At 64.7% G+C, this 18,077-nt stretch carries 22 protein-coding genes; 15 read left to right on the forward strand and 7 right to left on the reverse strand.

Going from position 1 to position 18,077, the window contains the following annotated elements:
• Positions 1–113 precede the first annotated feature (113 nt).
• The gene (locus ABIG06_RS21865) at positions 114–533 is read left to right on the forward strand and encodes a DUF4118 domain-containing protein (protein WP_124159738.1); all 420 of its coding nucleotides are present in this window, start codon (positions 114–116) and stop codon (positions 531–533) included.
• A 138-nt stretch (positions 534–671) separates the two neighbouring features.
• A complete protein-coding gene (locus ABIG06_RS21870) occupies positions 672–869 on the forward strand; it encodes a hypothetical protein (RefSeq protein WP_271530243.1) in 198 nt (65 codons plus the stop codon).
• A 242-nt stretch (positions 870–1,111) separates the two neighbouring features.
• On the opposite strand, the gene ABIG06_RS21875 is transcribed toward ABIG06_RS21870, so the two are convergent.
• Positions 1,112–2,089 (reverse strand): LysR family transcriptional regulator, encoded by a 978-nt coding sequence (locus tag ABIG06_RS21875; RefSeq protein ID WP_124159736.1) that lies wholly within the window; start codon positions 2,087–2,089, stop codon positions 1,112–1,114.
• 118 nt (positions 2,090–2,207) lie between these two features.
• Between ABIG06_RS21875 and ABIG06_RS21880 the strand changes: the two genes are divergently transcribed.
• The 9 genes from ABIG06_RS21880 to ABIG06_RS21920 all read left to right on the forward strand — a co-directional run bounded on the left by ABIG06_RS21880 (position 2,208) and on the right by ABIG06_RS21920 (position 11,311).
• On the forward strand, positions 2,208–3,245 hold the full coding sequence (locus tag ABIG06_RS21880; RefSeq protein ID WP_370138596.1) for a class 1 fructose-bisphosphatase: 1,038 nt from the start codon (positions 2,208–2,210) through the stop codon (positions 3,243–3,245).
• Positions 3,246–3,257: 12 nt separating this feature from the next.
• The gene (locus tag ABIG06_RS21885) at positions 3,258–4,133 is read left to right on the forward strand and encodes a phosphoribulokinase (protein WP_124159734.1); all 876 of its coding nucleotides are present in this window, start codon (positions 3,258–3,260) and stop codon (positions 4,131–4,133) included.
• A gap of 16 nt (positions 4,134–4,149) precedes the next feature.
• Positions 4,150–6,168 (forward strand): transketolase, encoded by a 2,019-nt coding sequence (gene tkt, locus ABIG06_RS21890; RefSeq protein WP_370138597.1) that lies wholly within the window; start codon positions 4,150–4,152, stop codon positions 6,166–6,168.
• A gap of 12 nt (positions 6,169–6,180) precedes the next feature.
• The gene (fba, locus tag ABIG06_RS21895) at positions 6,181–7,266 is read left to right on the forward strand and encodes a class II fructose-bisphosphate aldolase (RefSeq protein WP_370138598.1); all 1,086 of its coding nucleotides are present in this window, start codon (positions 6,181–6,183) and stop codon (positions 7,264–7,266) included.
• 38 nt (positions 7,267–7,304) lie between these two features.
• On the forward strand, positions 7,305–8,765 hold the full coding sequence (locus tag ABIG06_RS21900) for a form I ribulose bisphosphate carboxylase large subunit (RefSeq protein WP_370138599.1): 1,461 nt from the start codon (positions 7,305–7,307) through the stop codon (positions 8,763–8,765).
• A gap of 11 nt (positions 8,766–8,776) precedes the next feature.
• The gene (locus tag ABIG06_RS21905; protein WP_124159730.1) at positions 8,777–9,184 is read left to right on the forward strand and encodes a ribulose bisphosphate carboxylase small subunit; all 408 of its coding nucleotides are present in this window, start codon (positions 8,777–8,779) and stop codon (positions 9,182–9,184) included.
• Positions 9,185–9,278: 94 nt separating this feature from the next.
• Positions 9,279–10,211 carry a CbbX protein gene (gene cbbX / locus ABIG06_RS21910; protein WP_370138601.1) on the forward strand — a complete coding sequence of 311 codons (933 nt, stop codon included), beginning with the start codon at positions 9,279–9,281 and terminating at the stop codon, positions 10,209–10,211.
• On the forward strand, positions 10,208–10,927 hold the full coding sequence (gene rpe / locus ABIG06_RS21915; protein ID WP_124159728.1) for a ribulose-phosphate 3-epimerase: 720 nt from the start codon (positions 10,208–10,210) through the stop codon (positions 10,925–10,927). The genes cbbX and rpe overlap by 4 nt, the downstream gene beginning before the upstream one ends.
• Positions 10,928–11,098: 171 nt before the next feature.
• Positions 11,099–11,311: a hypothetical protein gene (locus tag ABIG06_RS21920; protein ID WP_124159824.1), complete on the forward strand. Its 213-nt coding sequence runs from the start codon at positions 11,099–11,101 to the stop codon at positions 11,309–11,311.
• 20 nt (positions 11,312–11,331) lie between these two features.
• Here ABIG06_RS21920 and ABIG06_RS21925 read toward each other — a convergent pair whose 3' ends face one another.
• A complete protein-coding gene (locus ABIG06_RS21925) occupies positions 11,332–12,168 on the reverse strand; it encodes a universal stress protein (RefSeq protein WP_370138602.1) in 837 nt (278 codons plus the stop codon).
• Between the two features lie 206 nt (positions 12,169–12,374).
• On the opposite strand from ABIG06_RS21925, the gene ABIG06_RS21930 reads away from it, so the two are divergent.
• Positions 12,375–13,919: a Do family serine endopeptidase gene (locus ABIG06_RS21930; protein WP_370138603.1), complete on the forward strand. Its 1,545-nt coding sequence runs from the start codon at positions 12,375–12,377 to the stop codon at positions 13,917–13,919.
• A gap of 268 nt (positions 13,920–14,187) precedes the next feature.
• A complete protein-coding gene (locus ABIG06_RS21935) occupies positions 14,188–14,550 on the forward strand; it encodes a hypothetical protein (RefSeq protein WP_370138604.1) in 363 nt (120 codons plus the stop codon).
• Positions 14,551–14,562: 12 nt separating this feature from the next.
• Here ABIG06_RS21935 and ABIG06_RS21940 read toward each other — a convergent pair whose 3' ends face one another.
• Both ABIG06_RS21940 and ABIG06_RS21945 read right to left on the reverse strand, forming a co-directional pair.
• Positions 14,563–14,835: a DUF6496 domain-containing protein gene (locus ABIG06_RS21940; RefSeq protein ID WP_124159724.1), complete on the reverse strand. Its 273-nt coding sequence runs from the start codon at positions 14,833–14,835 to the stop codon at positions 14,563–14,565.
• An 87-nt stretch (positions 14,836–14,922) separates the two neighbouring features.
• Positions 14,923–15,117, reverse strand: coding sequence for a DUF3072 domain-containing protein (locus ABIG06_RS21945; RefSeq protein WP_370138605.1), 195 nt, complete (start codon positions 15,115–15,117; stop codon positions 14,923–14,925).
• Positions 15,118–15,230: 113 nt separating this feature from the next.
• Between ABIG06_RS21945 and ABIG06_RS21950 the strand changes: the two genes are divergently transcribed.
• Complete coding sequence (locus tag ABIG06_RS21950) at positions 15,231–15,503, forward strand: hypothetical protein (protein ID WP_370138606.1); 273 nt, start codon at positions 15,231–15,233, stop codon at positions 15,501–15,503.
• A 119-nt stretch (positions 15,504–15,622) separates the two neighbouring features.
• On the opposite strand, the gene ABIG06_RS21955 is transcribed toward ABIG06_RS21950, so the two are convergent.
• Together ABIG06_RS21955 and ABIG06_RS21960 are read right to left on the reverse strand one after the other, a co-directional pair.
• The gene (locus ABIG06_RS21955; protein ID WP_370138607.1) at positions 15,623–15,865 is read right to left on the reverse strand and encodes a hypothetical protein; all 243 of its coding nucleotides are present in this window, start codon (positions 15,863–15,865) and stop codon (positions 15,623–15,625) included.
• A gap of 95 nt (positions 15,866–15,960) precedes the next feature.
• Positions 15,961–16,218, reverse strand: a complete 258-nt coding sequence (locus ABIG06_RS21960) for a hypothetical protein (RefSeq protein ID WP_124159720.1) — start codon at positions 16,216–16,218, stop codon at positions 15,961–15,963.
• 140 nt (positions 16,219–16,358) lie between these two features.
• On the opposite strand from ABIG06_RS21960, the gene ABIG06_RS21965 reads away from it, so the two are divergent.
• Positions 16,359–16,580, forward strand: a complete 222-nt coding sequence (locus tag ABIG06_RS21965) for a hypothetical protein (protein WP_124159719.1) — start codon at positions 16,359–16,361, stop codon at positions 16,578–16,580.
• Here the strand turns inward: ABIG06_RS21965 and ABIG06_RS21970 are convergent.
• Positions 16,577–18,064, reverse strand: a complete 1,488-nt coding sequence (locus ABIG06_RS21970) for an HWE histidine kinase domain-containing protein (RefSeq protein ID WP_370138608.1) — start codon at positions 18,062–18,064, stop codon at positions 16,577–16,579. The two genes, ABIG06_RS21965 and ABIG06_RS21970, sit on opposite strands and share 4 nt — an antisense overlap.
• Positions 18,065–18,077: the final 13 nt, after the last annotated feature.

Here is an 18,077-nt window from a genome sequence, read left to right on the forward strand (position 1 = left end):
CACCCGGCGCCTGATGAAGTTTTGGACGCTACAATTTCCATCTCGCGGTTGACCGGCGGTTGTAGTACTTTCGTCGCAAGCGCACCTGGTTAATGGGCGGCAGGGGGAGGCTGATGAGGCGTGCGGGGCTGTTTGGCGTACCGCGGATACGGCCATGGTCGTGGCAGGCGTTTCTGCTCGGATTTGTCGTCGTCGCCATGTCGGCCGTGCTTCAGAGCCTCTGCGTCGCGCTCGGCGCAAAGCTTTATTTCGCAGCGTTCCTGCCCAGCCTGTTCGTGCTCGCGCTCGTTGCGGGCGCGCCGGCGGCGGCATTCGCCGCGCTGCTCACGATTCCGCTGGTATGGTGGGCGTTCATACCGCCCGTCTTCCGGTTCACCACGCTGACCAGCGCGAATGCCGATTCCATCAACCTGTTCTGCTTGCTGGCCATACTCCTGATCGGCCTTGCCGATCTCTGCCGCAAGACGGTGACGATCATCAGAAGCGGCGGACTGAAGCCTTCCAGCGAGAGCGCGGCAACGAATCCGCAATAAATCGGCCTGGCAGGACCGTGCGCGTTGCGGACGCGCAACAGTCCGGCAACCATCCGCGAACTTGCCGCGCGCCGCTAACTTTTCGAAAAAGATTTGGTCGCAGTTTCTCCCGCGGGATTGACGAGGGAGTTTTCGGACATGAACGGTCACGCCATCTTGGAGAACGTGCGACGCTACCGCGGCATCGCATCGCTCTATCGCCAGACCGCCGCATTCCGCCCGGGCCAGAGCTGGTCGCTGCTGGAGCAGGCGAGGGATTGGGAAGCGCGGGCGCTGTCGGAGCTGGAAGCCTATTTCGCGACGCGCACGGACCACGCCGCTCCGCTCGCGGCCTGATCGCCGGCCATCGGCGCGGCCGCGAACCGGCTCGCCGAAGGCGCGATCGCCCACAGGGCAATTACGGAGTTGTCTCCGCATCCCACTGTGATAGCAACTGGCCGATCGAAATATTCTCCACGTCGGCCGGGGCACGCGATGACCACCTTCAACCGCATCTTCACGACGGAGCGTCTGCTCCAGATCATCGTGATTCTGGCGGCGACCATCGCCATGAAGCTGATGAGCTGAGCGCCGGCCTTCTATCGCCCGCCGAGTTCGGGCACGTCGGGCAGATAGTTCGACCCTTCCGATCCCAGAAAATCGAACATCGCCTGGGCGGGCGGCAGCAGCACCTTGTCGCTGCGGCGGATCACGTACCATTGCCGGACGATCGGCAGGCCCGCGACATCAAGCACGACGAGCCGGCCCTCGGCGAGCTCATGCGCCACGGTGTGGGCCGAGATGAAGGCGATGCCGAGCCCGGCGATGACCGCCTGCTTGATGGTCTCGTTGCTGCTCATCTCCATGCCGATGATCGGCTCGAGATCCGACTTCTGGAACAAGCCCTCCATCAGCGTCCGCGTGCCCGAGCCGGGCTCGCGGGTGAGGAAGGTCTCGTGCACGAGGTCGGTGAGGTTGAGGCCGGAATCCTTCTCCAGCCAGTGTCCCTTGCGCGCGACGATGACGTGCGGATTGCGCCCGAGCTGTCGGACGTCGACGGTGACGTCGGCCGGTGGCCGACCCATCACCGCAAAGTCGAGGTCGTAGCCGTGCATGGCCTCGCGGATCTCCTCGCGATTGCCGATGGTGAGCTTGATCTCGATCTTGGGGTAGCGCTTCGAGAACGCCGCGATCGCATGCGGCACGAAATATTTCGCGGTCGAGACCGCGCCGAGATGCACCGTGCCGCCGGTCCGCCCCGCGAGCAGGTCGAGCGCGCCCTGACAATCCGTGATGGCGGCCTCCACCCGCTCGGCCAGCGCCAGCACCTCCTTGCCCGCTTCCGTCAGCAGCATGCCGTCACCGGTCCGCTGCACCAGCGGCAGGCCGGCGAGGTCCTGCAGCTGCCGGAGCTGCTGGGTCACGGCCGGCTGCGTCAGCCCGAGGTGGCTGGATGCCGCCGTCACGCTGCCCTTGGCCGAAAGCGCCGCAAGCGAGCGCAGCTGCCGGATCGTCAGATGCCGGAGCTGGGCCGCCGCATGGCCGGGGCCATTATAAGAAAATTCTTTGAGGCTCATTATGATTAGAAATTTTCCTTATTAAGTCGCCCCTGTCAATCTCCTGATGCCGGGACTGACCGCGCCGACCTCCAGTGGGGAGGAAACGGATGCGGCGCCGAAGAGGGGATGGACGCAGATGACCGGGCAACTCAGGCTGGACGACCAGCTTCAACGGTATTCCGAGACCGCGCCTCACGCGCTGGCGGTGGCGGGCGCCGTCGATGCCATCGCCGCAGCGGCGATCGAGATCGCCGATCTCATCGCCTCCGGCGATCTCGCCGACGCCTCGGGCCTGACGACGGGCCGCAACAGCGACGGCGATCTCCAGCGCGATCTCGACGTCCAGGCCGATGCGATCCTGCGCCGCTGCCTCGGCCGGCTGCCGATCGCGGCGCTGGCATCGGAGGAGATGCGCGAGGCCCAGATCGTCGACCGGCAGGGGCGCATCTGCATCGCGATAGATCCGCTCGACGGCTCCTCCAACATCGACATCAACATGACCGTCGGCACGATCTTCTCGATCCTGCCGGCACCCGGCGATCTCTCACTGGCCTTCCATCAGCGCGGCTCGGCGCAGCTCGCGGCCGGCTTCGTCACCTACGGCCCCCAGACCTCGCTGGTGCTGACGCTCGGCGACGGCGTCGACATCTTCACGCTCGATCGCAAGTCCGGCTGCTTCCGCCTCACGCGCAGCGGCGTGCAGATTCCCGAGGCCGGCGACGAGTTCGCGATCAACGCATCGAACCGCCGGCATTGGGATCCGCCGGTGCGCGCCTTCATCGACGAATGCCTGGCCGGTGTCGAAGGGCCCGCCAACCACGATTTCAACATGCGCTGGATCGGCTCGCTGGTCGCGGAAGCCTATCGCATCCTCACCCGCGGCGGCGTGTTCCTCTATCCTTCGGACGCGCGGCCCGGCTATGGCGACGGCCGCCTTCGCCTCACCTACGAGGCGCATCCGATGGCGATGATCATGGAGCAGGCCGGCGGTTCGGCCTCGACGGGACGCGAGCGCATCCTCGAATTATCGGCGCAGAGCCTGCACCAGCGCGTCCCGCTGATCATGGGCTCGAGCAACGAGGTCCGGCGCGTCGAGGAGCTGCATTGCGATCCGCTGCTGGTTGCCAGCGTCTCCGCGCCGCTGTTCGCGCGGCGTGGCTTCTTCCGGCTCTGAGCGAGGCGCGCCATGTCCAGGAAGCATCCGATCATCTCCATTACCGGCTCCTCCGGCGCCGGCACCACCTCGGTCAAGAAGACCTTCGAGCAGATATTCTTCCGCGAGAAGGTCAACGCGGTCTACATCGAGGGTGACGCCTTCCACCGCTACGACCGCGCCGAGATGCGCGCGCAGATGGCGAAGGAGGCCGAACGCGGCAACAAGCATTTCAGCCATTTCAGCCCCGAGACCAACCTGTTCGAGGAGCTGGAGCGCGCATTCCGCGATTACGGCGAGACCGGCACCGCGGTGACGCGGCACTACGTCCACGATGCCGAGGAATCGGCGCTGCACGGCGCGGCACCCGGCACCTTCACCGACTGGAAGCAGCTGCCGGAGAACTCCGATCTGCTGTTCTACGAAGGCCTGCACGGCGCCGTGGTCACGGACAAGGTGAATGTCGCGCGCTATGCCGATCTGAAGATCGGCGTCGTGCCCGTCATCAATCTCGAATGGATCCAGAAGCTGCACCGCGATCGCAGCGCGCGCGGCTATTCGACAGAGGCCGTTACCGACACCATCCTGCGGCGGATGCCGGACTACATCCACTACATCTGCCCGCAATTCACCGAGACCGACATCAACTTCCAGCGCGTGCCGACGGTGGACACCTCCAACCCGTTCATCGCGCGCTGGATCCCGACGCCGGATGAATCGATGGTCGTGATCCGCTTCAAAAACCCGCGCGGCATCGACTTCCCCTACCTGCTCTCGATGCTGCCGCAGAGCTGGATGTCCCGCGCGAACTCGATCGTGTGTCCGGGCGCGAAGCTCGACCTCGCGATGCAGCTGATCCTGACGCCGCTGATCATGCAGCTGATCGAGCGCAAGCGAAACCTGAAGTGAACGAGGAGAGAATCCGATGAACATCTCCGTCCACGCCGAAGCCGACCTCATGGCGGTCACGCACCACGATCTCGCCAACGCTGTCCGCTTCCTCGCTGTGGACGCTATCGAGACCTCGCAGTCCGGCCATCCCGGGCTACCCATGGGCATGGCCGATGTCGCGACCGTGCTGTTCTCGCGCTTTCTCAAATTCGACTCGGCGCATCCCAACTGGCCCGACCGCGACCGCTTCGTGCTGTCGGCGGGCCACGGATCGATGCTGCTCTATGCGCTGCTGCATTTGACCGGCGGCGATGTCAGCCTTGACGACATCAAGGCCTTCAGGCAATGGGGCTCGAAGACGCCGGGCCATCCCGAATATGGCCACACGCGCGGCGTCGAGACCACAACGGGACCGCTGGGGCAGGGCATCGCGACCGCCGTCGGCATGGCGCTCGCCGAGCGCATGGCCAATGCGCGGCATGGCGACAGCCTCGTCGATCACTTCACCTATGTCATCGCGGGCGACGGCTGCCTGATGGAGGGCATCAGCCAGGAGGCGATCTCGCTCGCCGGCCATCTCGGGCTCGGCCGGCTGATCGTGCTGTTCGATGACAACGGCATCTCCATCGACGGCCCGACCTCGCTTGCGACGTCGGATGACCAGCTTGCGCGCTTCGCCGCCTCCGGCTGGTCGGTGCGTCGGGTCGACGGGCACGATCCCGAAGCCGTGGCACAGGCGATTGCCGAGGAGCGGGAGACCGCACAGCCGTCGCTGATCGCCTGCCGCACCATCATCGGCTATGGCGCGCCTGATAGGCAGGGCACCGAAAAGGCGCATGGCGCGCCGCTCGGCACCGAGCAGACGGCGGCGGCGCGCCGGAATCTTGGTTGGGACTATCAGCCCTTCGTGGTGCCGATCCCGGTGCTCAAGGCCTGGCGGATGATCGGGCAGCGCGGGCAGGTCGATCGCCTCGCCTGGCTCGATCGCTACGAAGCTGCAACGCCCGAGCAGCGCGATCTGTTCGTCGAGGGCAAGGCTGTGGCTCTGCCCGCCGCCTATGCGCTGGCCGCGGCGAAATTGCGCGAGCGCTTTGCCAGTGAGCGGCCAAAACTCGCGACGCGGCAGGCCTCGCAACAGGTGCTCGACGGCATCGCCGGGACAATTCCCGGCCTGGTCGGCGGTTCGGCGGACCTGACACATTCGAACCTGACGCATGCCAAGGCGCAGGCTCCGGTCAGGAACGGCGCGTTCGGCGGCGACTACATCCATTACGGCATTCGCGAGCACGGTATGGCAGCTGCGATGAACGGCCTCGCGCTGCATGGCGGCTTCATCCCGTACGGCGGCACGTTCCTCGCGTTCTCCGACTACAGCCGGCCTGCGATCCGACTTGCGGCCCTGATGCGCCTGCGCGTGATCCATGTGATGACGCACGACTCCATCGGACTCGGAGAGGATGGCCCGACGCACCAGCCGGTCGAGCATCTCGCGGCGCTGCGCGTAATTCCCAACCTGCTCGTGTTCCGGCCGGCTGATGCCGTGGAGACGCTCGAGGCCTGGGACTGCGCGCTGGCGGCGGAGCATCGTGCGTCCGTGTTGTGCCTGTCGCGGCAGGCTTTACCGACCTTCCGCAGCGATGCGCGCGGGAAAAACCGCGTCGCGCGCGGTGCCTACCTCGTCGTCTCGCCGGACGGCGGCCGCGACGTGACGCTGATCGCAACCGGCTCGGAAGTGGCGATAGCCCTGGACGCCGCCCGCCTGCTCGCGACCGAGCACATCCGTGCGGCCGTGGTCTCCGCGCCGTGCTTCGCCCTGTTCGAGGAGCAGCCGGACGACTACCGCGCCACCGTGCTCGGCACCGCGCCGCGCGTCGGGATCGAGGCGGCGGTGCTGGGCGACTGGCCGCGCTGGATCGGCGCCGACGGCGAGTTCGTCGGCATGCGCGGCTTCGGCGCCTCGGCGCCTGCGCCCGTACTGTACCGCGAGTTCGGCATCACACCGCAAAGCATTGCGGAAGCCGCCCGCCGGTCGATCGCCCGCAAGAGACAATAAGGAGGACGTCCCGTGGCCCGTATCACACTTCGCCAGCTGCTCGATCATGCCGCCAGTCACGGTTATGCCGTGCCGGCTTTCAACATCAACAATATGGAGCAAGGCATCGCGATCATGCAGGCGGCGGCCGAGGTCGATGCGCCCGTCATCATCCAGGCCTCACGCGGTGCGCGCAGCTATGCCGGCGATCTCATGCTCTCGCACATGATCGACGCGCTGGAGCGGACTTATCCCGACATCCCGATCTGCATGCACCAGGACCACGGCAATGACGAGGCGACCTGTGCCTCGGCCATCGCCCACGGTTTTACGTCGGTCATGATGGACGGCTCGCTGAAGGCCGACGCAAAGACGGCGGCCGACTACGACTACAACGTCGCGATCACCCGCCGCGTCGTCGATCTCGCGCATTGGGTCGGAGCGTCGGTCGAGGGCGAACTCGGCGTGCTCGGCTCGCTCGAGCACGGCGGCGGCGAGCAGGAGGACGGTCACGGCGTCGAGGGCAAGGTCAGCCACGATCAGCTCTTGACCGATCCCGACCAGGCAGTCGATTTCGTCCGGGCAACGAAGGTCGACGCTCTGGCGATCGCGATGGGCACCTCGCACGGCGCCTACAAGTTCAGCCGCAAGCCGGATGGTGACATCCTGGCGATGCGCGTGGTGGAGGAGATCCATCGCCGGCTGCCAAACACCCATCTGGTCATGCACGGCTCGTCCTCGGTGCCGCAGTCGCTTCAGGACATGTTCAACCAGTTCGGTGGCGAGATGCCGCAGACCTGGGGCGTGCCGGTGGACGAGATCGTCCGCGGCATCAAGAGCGGCGTGCGCAAGGTCAATATCGACACCGATTGCCGGCTGGCCATGACCGCCGTGTTCCGAAAAGTGGCTGCGCAGGCACGCTCCGAGTTCGATCCGCGTAAATTCCTCAAACCCGCGGTGGATGCGATGCGCGAACTTTGCCGCGAGCGCTTCGAGCAGTTCGGCACGGCGGGCCATGCGAGCAGGATCAAGGTGGTCCCGATGAGCGAGATGGCGCGGCGCTATCGCGCCGGCGAGCTCGATCCGCGCGTCGACGCCCGCGAGTCCGTAGCGGCCTAGTCAATCAGATAGAGCAGAGAAGAGAGCAGGAGAGAGACATGAACGCACATGCAGGCACGGTCCGCGGCAAGGAGCGCTATCGCTCCGGCGTGATGGAATACAAGCGCATGGGCTATTGGGAGCCCGACTACACGCCGAAGGACACCGACGTCATCGCGCTGTTCCGCGTCACGCCGCAGGAAGGCGTCGACCCCATCGAGGCCTCTGCTGCGGTGGCTGGAGAATCCTCGACCGCGACCTGGACGGTGGTGTGGACGGATCGCCTGACGGCGGCCGAGAAATATCGCGCCAAATGCTATCGCGTCGATCCGGTGCCGGGCACGCCGGGCTCGTACTTCGCCTACATCGCCTATGACCTCGACCTGTTCGAGCCGGGGTCGATCGCGAACCTGTCCGCCTCGATCATCGGCAACGTGTTCGGCTTCAAGCCGCTCAAGGCGCTGCGGCTGGAGGACATGCGTTTCCCGGTCGCCTATGTGAAGACGTTCCAGGGGCCGGCGACCGGCATCGTGGTCGAGCGCGAACGGCTCGACAAGTTCGGCCGGCCGCTGCTGGGTGCAACGGTGAAGCCGAAGCTCGGACTTTCGGGGCGCAACTACGGCCGCGTGGTCTACGAGGCGCTGAAGGGCGGGCTGGACTTCACCAAGGACGACGAGAACATCAACTCGCAGCCCTTCATGCATTGGCGTGACCGATTTCTCTACTGCATGGAGGCGGTGAACAGGGCGCAGGCGGCCTCGGGCGAGGTCAAGGGCACCTACCTGAATGTCACCGCGGGCACGATGGAGGATATGTACGAGCGTGCAGAGTTCGCCAAGGAACTCGGGTCATGCATCGTCATGATCGACCTCGTGATCGGCTACACCGCAATCCAGTCGATGGCCAAATGGGCGCGGCGGAACGACATGATCCTGCATCTGCACCGCGCCGGCCATTCGACCTATACGCGGCAGAAGAGCCATGGCGTGTCGTTCCGCGTCATCGCGAAGTGGATGCGGCTCGCCGGCGTCGACCACATCCATGCCGGCACGGTGGTCGGCAAGCTCGAAGGCGACCCCAACACCACGCGCGGCTACTACGACGTCTGCCGCGAGGACTTCAACCCGACCAAGCTCGAGCATGGCCTGTTCTTCGACCAGTCATGGGCGAGCCTCAACAAGATGATGCCGGTCGCCTCCGGCGGCATCCACGCCGGCCAGATGCATCAGCTGCTTGATCTCCTGGGCGAAGACGTCGTGCTGCAATTCGGCGGCGGCACCATCGGCCATCCCATGGGCATTGCGGCCGGCGCGACCGCCAATCGCGTGGCGCTGGAAGCGATGATCCTCGCCCGCAATGAGGGCCGCGACTACGTCCACGAAGGGCCGGAGATCCTCGCCCAGGCGGCCCAGACCTGCACGCCGCTGAAGGCCGCGCTCGAGGTCTGGAAGGACGTCACCTTCAACTATCAATCCACCGATACGCCGGACTTCGTGCCGACGGCGCTGGAAACCGTCTGAGGAGAATTGAGATGAAGATCACCCAGGGCTGCTTCTCGTTCCTGCCCGATCTGACCGACGAGCAGATCACCAGCCAAGTGCAATATTGCCTTGCCAACGGCTGGGCGGTGAACATCGAGTTCACCGACGATCCGCATCCCCGCAACACCTATTGGGAGATGTGGGGCCTGCCGATGTTCGATCTTCAGGACGCCGCCGGAGTGATGATGGAGCTCGCCGAGTGCCGCAGGGTTTACGGCGACAGCTACATCCGCATCAGCGGCTTCGATGCCAGCCATGGCTGGGAGTCGGTGCGGATCTCGTTCCTCGTCAACCGGCCGAAGCAAGAGGCGGAGTTCGAACTGGTGCGGCAGGAAGTGGCCGGACGCGCGATCCGCTACACCGCCGTGCGAAAGCCGGCCGCCAACGCCTCTCAATAACACTTCCTCCGCGCGGAGCTCTCCCTGCTCCGCATCCTTGGCGGACCACTGCTTCGCCGCTCCCAGCGGCGAAGCTCTTTTCTTCGAGGTGCCGATGCTTGATCTTCCCCATGCAACGACGACCGAACAGAGCGAGCCGCGTTTCGATCTTCGCAAGGAGGCCGAAGCGGCCGGGATCACCGATACGCTGCAACAGCTCGACCAGGAATTGATCGGGCTCAAGCCGGTGAAGAACCGCGTGCGCCAGATCGCCTCGCTGCTGCTGATCGAGCGTATCCGGCAGCGTGCGGGCCTCGCCTCCGCGCCGCCGACGCTGCATATGTCGTTCACGGGCAATCCCGGCACCGGCAAGACCACCGTGGCGCTGCGCATGGCCAGGATCCTGCACGGCCTCGGCTTCGTGCGGCGCGGGCAGGTGATTTCGGTGACGCGTGACGATCTCGTCGGCCAGTATATCGGCCACACCGCGCCGAAAACCAAGGAGATCCTGAAGAAGGCGATGGGTGGCGTATTGTTCATCGACGAGGCCTATTACCTGCATCGTCCCGATAACGAGCGCGACTATGGCCAGGAATCGATCGAGATCCTGCTCCAGGTGATGGAGAACCAGCGCGAAGACCTCGTCGTGATCCTCGCCGGCTATGGCGAGCGGATGACGAGCTTCTTCGCGTCCAACCCCGGTTTCCGTTCGCGCATCGCCCATCACATCGAATTTCCCGACTATGCGGAAGCCGAGCTGCTCGTCATCGCCGAGCTGATGCTGAAGGAGCGGGGTTATCGCTTCTCGGCAGCCGCGCGCGAGGCGTTCGAGAAATACATCGCGCTGCGCCGGACCCAGCCGTTCTTCTCCAACGCCCGGTCGATCCGCAACGCGGTCGACCGCATCCGCCTGCGGCAAGCCGATCGTCTGGTGTCCGATCTCAATCGCATGCTCGATGTCGCCGACCTCGAGACCATCGATCCCATGGACGTCCTTGCGAGCCGCGTGTTCAGCGGCGGCGCCGATGCGCGGAGTGGAGCGCCATGACCGAAGACATTCTCATCGCTCCGTCGATTCTGGCGGCGGATTTCGCGCGCCTCGGCGAGGAGATCGCGGCGATCGATTCGGCCGGGGCCGACTGGATCCATTGCGACGTCATGGATGGGCATTTCGTGCCGAACATCAGTTTCGGTGCTGACGTCATCAAGGCGATCCGGCCGTTGACGAAGAAGGTCTTCGACGTGCATTTGATGATCGCCCCGACCGATCCTTATCTCGAGGCGTTCGCGAAAGCCGGAGCGGACTTCATCACGGTGCACGCCGAAGCCGGCCCGCATCTCGACCGCTCGCTCCAGGCCATCCGCTCGCTCGGCAGGAAAGCTGGCGTCAGCCTTTGTCCGTCAACGCCGGAGGCTGCGATCGAATACGTGCTCGACCGCATCGATCTCGTGCTGCTGATGACGGTCAATCCGGGCTTTGGCGGCCAATCGTTCATCGGATCGCAGATCGAGAAGATCAAGCGGATTAGGACCATGATCGGCGAGCGGCCGATCCGACTCGAAGTCGATGGCGGCATCACGCGCGACAATGCCGCTGCCGTGGCCGCAGCGGGTGCCGATACGCTCGTCGCGGGTTCCGCCGTGTTTCGCGGCAACAGCGCTGCGGACTACGCCGCCAATATCGCCGCCATTCGCATCGCCGCCGAGGCGGGCCGAGTTCCTGCGGGGCGCATGCGCGTAAGCGACGGAGGCCGTATCCGCTAGACTCGGGGAGGCCGAGCGCCTGTCGGCGCCATTTTGGAACTTTGACCCGAATACGCATTTCCCAAGAACGAGCCGAGATCAGGCGAGGGGGCGCAGCAAATCTTTTGCATGACCGCCATCGGCCTGACGCAAATCAAGGCAATAACCTTGGCAGATGCGAGGGAGGGTCTCATGGAGAACGTACGTCGCTACCGGGCGCTGGCGTCCCTCTGTCGTCAGCAGGCGGCCTACCGGCCGCTCCAGAACTGGGAACTCCTCGGCCAGGCCGAACATTTTGAACATCTCGCGGAAGTCGAACTCAAGGCGCATTTCAACGCGTGCAATGTGCAACGCGATGAGGACGCTGCCGCGCCCGCGACGTGGGAGGCTCCGGTCGCGGCGTAATGGCGCCAGGCCGGCTCGGCTCAATGCGACATCAGCGTCGGGACTGTCATGGCTTCCAGCATGGCGCGGGTGACGCCCCCGAGAACGCGCTCCTGCAACCGCGAATGGCCGTAGCCGCCCATCACCAGGAGGTCGAGGCTCTCGTCCGCTGCAAGCGACAGGATGGTCGGTTGAATGTCGGCGCGCGTTGCCGACAGGCCGACCGTGCGGGTCGACAGCCCGCGCCGGCCGAGATGTCTTGCCAGGCTGCTCGCTGAAGCCTCACCGGAGACGGCGTCGGCCTCGTTGATGGTGATGATCACGATCTCTGCGGCGCGCGCCAGGAACGTTGCTGCGTCGCGCACGGCGCGGGCAGCGAGGCGGCTGCCGTCCCAGCAGATGCCGACCCGGTTTGCGTTGAAGGCTCCCCGGAAGGTGTAGGGCAGGAACAGCACCGGGCCGCCCGCCTGAAACAGGATCTCGCCTGGCACGTCGTTGTCGAACGAGCCTTGCGTCGGATCAGGCTGGAGCACGATGCTGAGGTCGTGCAGTCGCGCCATCTGGCCGAGCGAGACGGCGGCATCCGCCGGGATCGCCCCGAGCGCATGGCTGGCGTAGGAGACGCCGGCGTTTGCCGCCTCGCTCCTGAACACCGCGAGCGCGGCCTCGGCCCGCTCAACGGCGCGCTCGCGCTCCAGTTCGAACACGGCCGCCACCGCCGCGCCGCCCTCCATCACGTAAGCTGCACTGGTTGCGACATAGCCGACCGCGACCGCGTTGAGATGCGCGTTGAGGTGCGCCGCGAGCGAGATCGAGCCTTCGATCGCAGAACGCATGGGACGTTCGGTGGGAATGTGGACGAGAATGTCTTTGTACATGGCGCGCCTCCGGTGGACCTCATGGTTGCAGTTTTTCACTGCGCGAAGCGCCCGTGTTGAGCTGCATCAAATGAGCAGCGACGATTTGCCTGCCGCGCCCGCTTTGCCATTCTTTGCCGAGATTTAATCGGACGGACGGGACGCCGTAAGGTGGCAGCGACCATGTTGAGGACAAGGCGACACCAGCTCAACATGGATATTTCGACATGAACGATCGCGTCAATTCCGACACCACCACGTCCCGCAAGATCTTGAGGTCGCGCCGGCTCGCGCTGCTCGGCACCGTGGCCGCGCTGGGCGTGGCCGCCCTGTCAATGGCGCCAGGCTCCGCGCCGTTCGGTACGAACTCCTTCATTGCGCCGGCTCAGGCTGCGGAAGCCGCGGCTACGCCGGCGGGCTTCGGCGATCTGGTCAGCAAGGTCAAACCCGCGGTGATCTCGGTGCGGGTGAAGATCGACCAGGACAACGACAAGACCGCGATGCTGCAGCAGAACCGGATGGATTCGGACGAGGATACGCCGTTCGACCAGTTCTCCCGACAGTTCGGCTTCCGCTTCCCGGGTGGTATGAACGGCATGCCGCGCCAGCGCCATCAGATGATCACGGGCGAAGGCTCCGGCTTCTTCATTTCGCCCGACGGCTATGCCGTGACCAACAACCACGTCGTCGATCATGCCGAGTCGGTTCAGGTGACGATGGATGACGGTACGACCTACACTGCGAAAGTCGTCGGCACCGATCCGAAGACCGATCTCGCGCTGATCAAGGTCGATGGCAAGAAGGACTTTCCGTTCGTCAAATTCTCCGACCAGAAGCCGCGCATCGGCGACTGGGTGGTCGCGGTCGGCAATCCCTTCGGTCTTGGCGGCACTGTTACCGCCGGCATCGTCTCGGCCAGCGGCCGGGATATCGGCAATGGTCCTTATGACGACTTCATCCAGATCGATGCGCCCATCAACAAGGGCAATTCCGGCGGCCCGGCCTTCGACATGAACGGCAACGTGATCGGCGTCAACACTGCGATCTTCTCGCCCTCGGGCGGCTCGGTCGGCATCGGCTTCGATATTCCCGCCTCGACCGCCAAGCTCGTTGTCGCGCAATTGAAGGACAAGGGCGTGGTCACCCGAGGCTGGCTCGGCGTGCAGGTGCAGCCCGTGACGTCTGATATTGCCGACAGCCTCGGCCTCAAGGAGGCGCGCGGCGCGATCGTCGACAATCCGCAGGACGGCAGCCCGGCGGCGAAGGCCGGCATCGAGGCGGGGGACGTCATTACTGCCGTCAACGGCACCACGATCAAGGACTCCCGTGACCTCGCCCGCACCATCGCCACGTTGGCGCCTGGCACGTCGGTGAAGCTCGATGTCTTCCGCAAGGGTGACAGCAAAACGGTGACCCTGGCGCTCGGCGAGCTGCCGAACGAGCGGCAAGCCAAGGGAAATGGCACCGACGAGGGCAGGGGGCAGCCGAGTGCCGGCACGCCGCGCCTCGGCCTCAGCCTGGCGCCGGCCGGCGACGTCCAGGGCGCGGGCCAGAAGGGCGTCGTCGTCACCGAGGTCGATCCGCAAGGGCCGGCGGCACAGCGCGGCATTCAGACTGGCGATGTCATCCTCAATGTCGGCGGCAAGGCCGTCGAGAATGTCGGCGACGTCCGTTCGGAACTGGCGCAGGCCAAAACGTCGGGCAAGCGGAGCGTGTTGTTGCAGGTCAAAAGCGCGGAGGCGACAAGATTCGTGGCAGTTCCGCTCGCGTGAGCCGGGCGCATCGAGCGACACAGGTTAAAAAAGGCGGCCCTCGGGCCGCCTTTCCTCTTCATCCTCGAAATTTCCGTTGGGTTAGCGATAACATTCTCGTTAACCGCAGGGATGATGACGCAGTTCGTCCGAAAAAGCCGTGTTCGATCATCACAGTTCCAACACCGCTGCGGCAATGGAGTCGTAGAGGTGGGTTGCAATCGCGGAACTTCGAACTTGCGGCTGCTTTGTGGAACTTGCCGGCGGTTCGAATTTGATCGGTGCCGACATGGATCGATTGAAGCTCTCGCTGAGGAGTGCACTGCTCGTCGTGCCATTGGTGCTCTGTGGCGGACACGCGCTCGGGCGTGACGACGGCCGCTACGCGAATTCCCCTCTGAAACCATGGTTCGACAGCCTGCGCAGCCAGCTCGGTCCGTGCTGCTCGGATGCGGATGGCTTTGCCGTCGCCGATCCCGACTGGGAGTCGCACAACGGCCGTTACCGCGTGCGTCTGGACGGGCAGTGGATCGAGGTGCCGGACGAAGCCGTCATCACCGAGCCGAACCGGGCCGGCCGCACCATGGTGTGGCCGGTGAAGACTGCGTTCGGGATTTCGATCCGATGCTTCATGCCCGGCAGCATGATCTGAGACAGGTTAGCGTCAGCGCTTGCTGGATTTGCGCTTCGACGACTTCTTTGACGACCTTTTGCTTTTGGACGTCTTCTTGGCACTCTTCCGCTTCGATGCCTTCTTAGGGACCTTCTTGCCCTTCTTGCGCGCCTTCGACAGTCCGATCGCGATCGCCTGCTTGCGGCTCTTCACGCGGCCCCCGCGCCCGCTCTTTGCGGTGCCCTTCTTGTAGCGCCGCATCTCGCTTTCGACATCGCTGCCGGAACTGCGAGAGTAGCGACGTTTCTTTGCCTTGCGTGCCATGCATGTTCTCCCTTGGCTGAGGAGAACCATTCGGCACAGCCATGGTTCCGGCAACGCCTGCACACCGTTGCGGGCGCGCGACGCAGGCTAGAAGGAATTCGCCAACTCGATCTCAGCCTCCAACGCCTGGATGCGCCGTGCTGCCTCGCCGAAAGACAGGTCCCGTGCATATTGGGCCGGTTGATGCGCCTCTTCACTCAGCCGCCTCAGCCTGAGACCCTGCGCCCGCGTCATCTGCTCTCCAAGAAAAGCCTTGGCGTCGTATTTACCTTGAATCTGCATCTGCCTTCTCCGTTCCGAGATCCGCTTGACTATATGTTCTTATTTTGTTCTAACAAGCCATGGACAACAGAATTAATGAAATTCGACGTAAAATCAGAGTCTTGAGGCTCGAAATGGCCGACGTCGAAGCGTCGGTGCGCGACCTCGTCGAGCGCGACTGCGACTGCACAGAAAGGGCCCTGGCGCAGATGGTTCTGCGCCGGAGAATCAACCTCCTGATCGGCGAATGGAAGGCAGCCGGCGGCAGCGACGTTCTGCCTGACGTCCGCGACCGCGTGCGCCTTCGTCCCGCGAAGACAGTCGGCAACACCGTGCGCGCGCGCGGGCGCCGAGATACTCAAGCTGGGCTCAACCATCCGGCAGCTGCAGCGCGACCGCCTCGGTGAGGCCGCAGCCCAGCTTCTGATTGCGCGCAAGTGGACGCGGCTAGAGCATCTCGTGACGGCGAGCAGCGAGAGAAAGGGCCCCGCAACGGCGGAGCCCTCCATGGCTTCCAGGGCGTGGACTATTTGGTGTTGGTCATGCCGCCCTTGTTCGTCATGGTGCCGCCCTGATCGGAGCCGGGCCCGGAGCCGCCCTGGCCGGAAGGATCAGCGCCCTTGGGAGACTTGGTGTTGGCGCCGGTGGTCTGCGACGATGACATCGAGGATCCGTGCTTGGCCTTGTGTGACTTGGCCTGCACGGCGAACGGTGCGGCGGCAAGGCCGGTTGCCAACAATACGGCGAGAGCGAGCTTGGTCGTGTTCATGCGGGGAAACTCCCTGAGTTAATTTGACGCAGGCAGCCAACCGCTATTCGCCGCCGGAGTTCCCGACAAAGCGTCCCCCCGCGGGATCACGCGCTTCAAGATTGCTTGTCCTCATAAATGATGAACACGACGCCGGTGAGCGTCGCGCCGATCGCGAACGTCGTCACCAGGGTGAGGGCGAACACCAGAATGGCTTGGCTTCCGCCGTTATTCAGCAGGTTGGCCACGGCCGGATTGGACACGACGAGCGCGAGGCTGAAGGTGAGGCCGAGGGCTGCGCCCATCATCGCGTGCGTCATCAGCTTGATGAGGCCACTGGCAGAGATCAGTTCAGACGACTTCTTCGTGCGCATGGGAGGTCATTCCCGAACGGCATGCCAACGCCCGCATGATTCTGTGGTTCCATTCGGTTGAAATAATTGTCATCGTCCGCTTCATCCGACGTTCATGCCGGGCTTGCGAGGATGAGTGCCATCAAAACGGGAACATCGATATGGGTAAGGTAGTCTTTCTTTACCGCTCGCTAGCCTATCGTCATGCGGCCGCGGACATCCTGCGCAAGGCCCGCAGGCTACCGCGCGGAGCAGAGCGAAGCGCGGCGCGCCGTTACGCCAGGGCGTTGCGCGATCTCGCCCGAACGGAAGCCTGGCTGGAAGGGCGGGTGCCGCGCGAAGCGCGGATGGCCCAGCGCATGACGAGCGCGGTGTCCGGTTAGCCGGATGCGCGCTGCAATTCGGCGGAGCCGCCGGTGTCGAACTTGCCGAGTCCGGCCGTCGCCGTCTTTCGCGTCAGCGGCACCTCCAGACGGCACAACAGGCCCTCGGCGCGCCAATCGAACTGCGCCTGTCCGCCAAGCTGGGACTCGACGCTCGCAAGCAGGCTCCGCGTGCCGAAGCCGCGAGATTTCGGTGTCATGACCAGCGGACCGCCGGATTCCTCCCAGCTCAGCGTGAGCAGCTCGTCCTCGACCTGCCAATCGATCGCGAGCCGCCCCGATCGAGTCGAGAGCGCGCCGTACTTGGCCGAGTTGGTGAAGAGCTCGTGCAGTGCGAGCGCCAGCGTCTGGGCCGTCGCGGGCAGCAACTGAACTTCGGGACCTTCCAATCTGATCTGGTCGCCGAGCGAATAGGGCGCAAGCTCCTCGTCGATCAGCCTGGAGAGTTCGGCGCCCTGCCAGCTGGACAGCGACAGAATGGTGTGCACGCGCGCCAGTGCATTGATGCGTCCCTCGACCGCGTTGACATAGTCCTTGACCTCGTCGGCCCGGGTGAGGCGCACGATGGACTGGGCCAGCGCCAGTGCGTTCTTGGCGCGATGATCGACTTCCCGCGCCAGGAGATTCTGCCGCTCCTCGGCGCGCTTGCGTTCGGTGATATCGACGGTGACGCCGCTCACGCGCACCACGCGCCCGCGCTCGTCGACTGTCGCCGCCGCCGTGCCGACGCACCAGCGCACCTCGCCATCGGGCCGCACAATGCGGAATTCCGTTTCATAGGCGCGCGTGCCCTTGTTGAATTCGGCGATCGCCTTGCGCAACTGATCGACGTCATCGGGATGCAACAGCGCCTGGACGTTGGCCGGATTGACCTCGAAACTGTCCGGGTCGACGCCGAAGATGCGGTATTGCCCGTCGTCCCACATCCAATCGCCGCTGCTCCAGTCCCAATCCCAGGATCCCATCTTGCCGGCAGAGATCGCCATGCTGCGCCGCTGCTCGCTCTCGCGCAGCTTCGCGGTGGAGCTCTCCAGCTCCGCGGTGCGTGCGCGGACGCGGTCCTCGAGTTCGTGGTTCAGCCGTTCGAGCTCGCGCGTCTTGCGGTAGAGCTCGGCAAATACCCTGATCTTGGCACGCAGCACCTCCGGCACGACCGGCACAGGCACGTAGTCGACCGCGCCCATCTCGTAGCCGCGCAACCGGTCGATGTCGCTGACCTGGATCGCAGAGATGAAGATCATGGCGGTCTTCTGGAAACGCGGATGCTCGCGGATCATTGCGGCGAGTTCGAAGCCGTCGAGTTCGGGCATGCAGACGTCGACCAGGATCACCGCGATCTCGGTCTTGAGCAGCACCTCCAGCGCCTCGCGTCCCGATGAGGCGATCACGAGGTTCTCGCCGAGATCCTTCAGGATCACCTCATAGGCCAGCAGCTTGGCCGGCTGATCGTCGACGAGCAGGATGTTGACCTTTTCCTGGTCCATACGCGGGCCCAAC

This window comes from Bradyrhizobium sp. USDA 326, assembly GCF_049739485.1.
Lineage (GTDB): Bacteria > Pseudomonadota > Alphaproteobacteria > Rhizobiales > Xanthobacteraceae > Bradyrhizobium.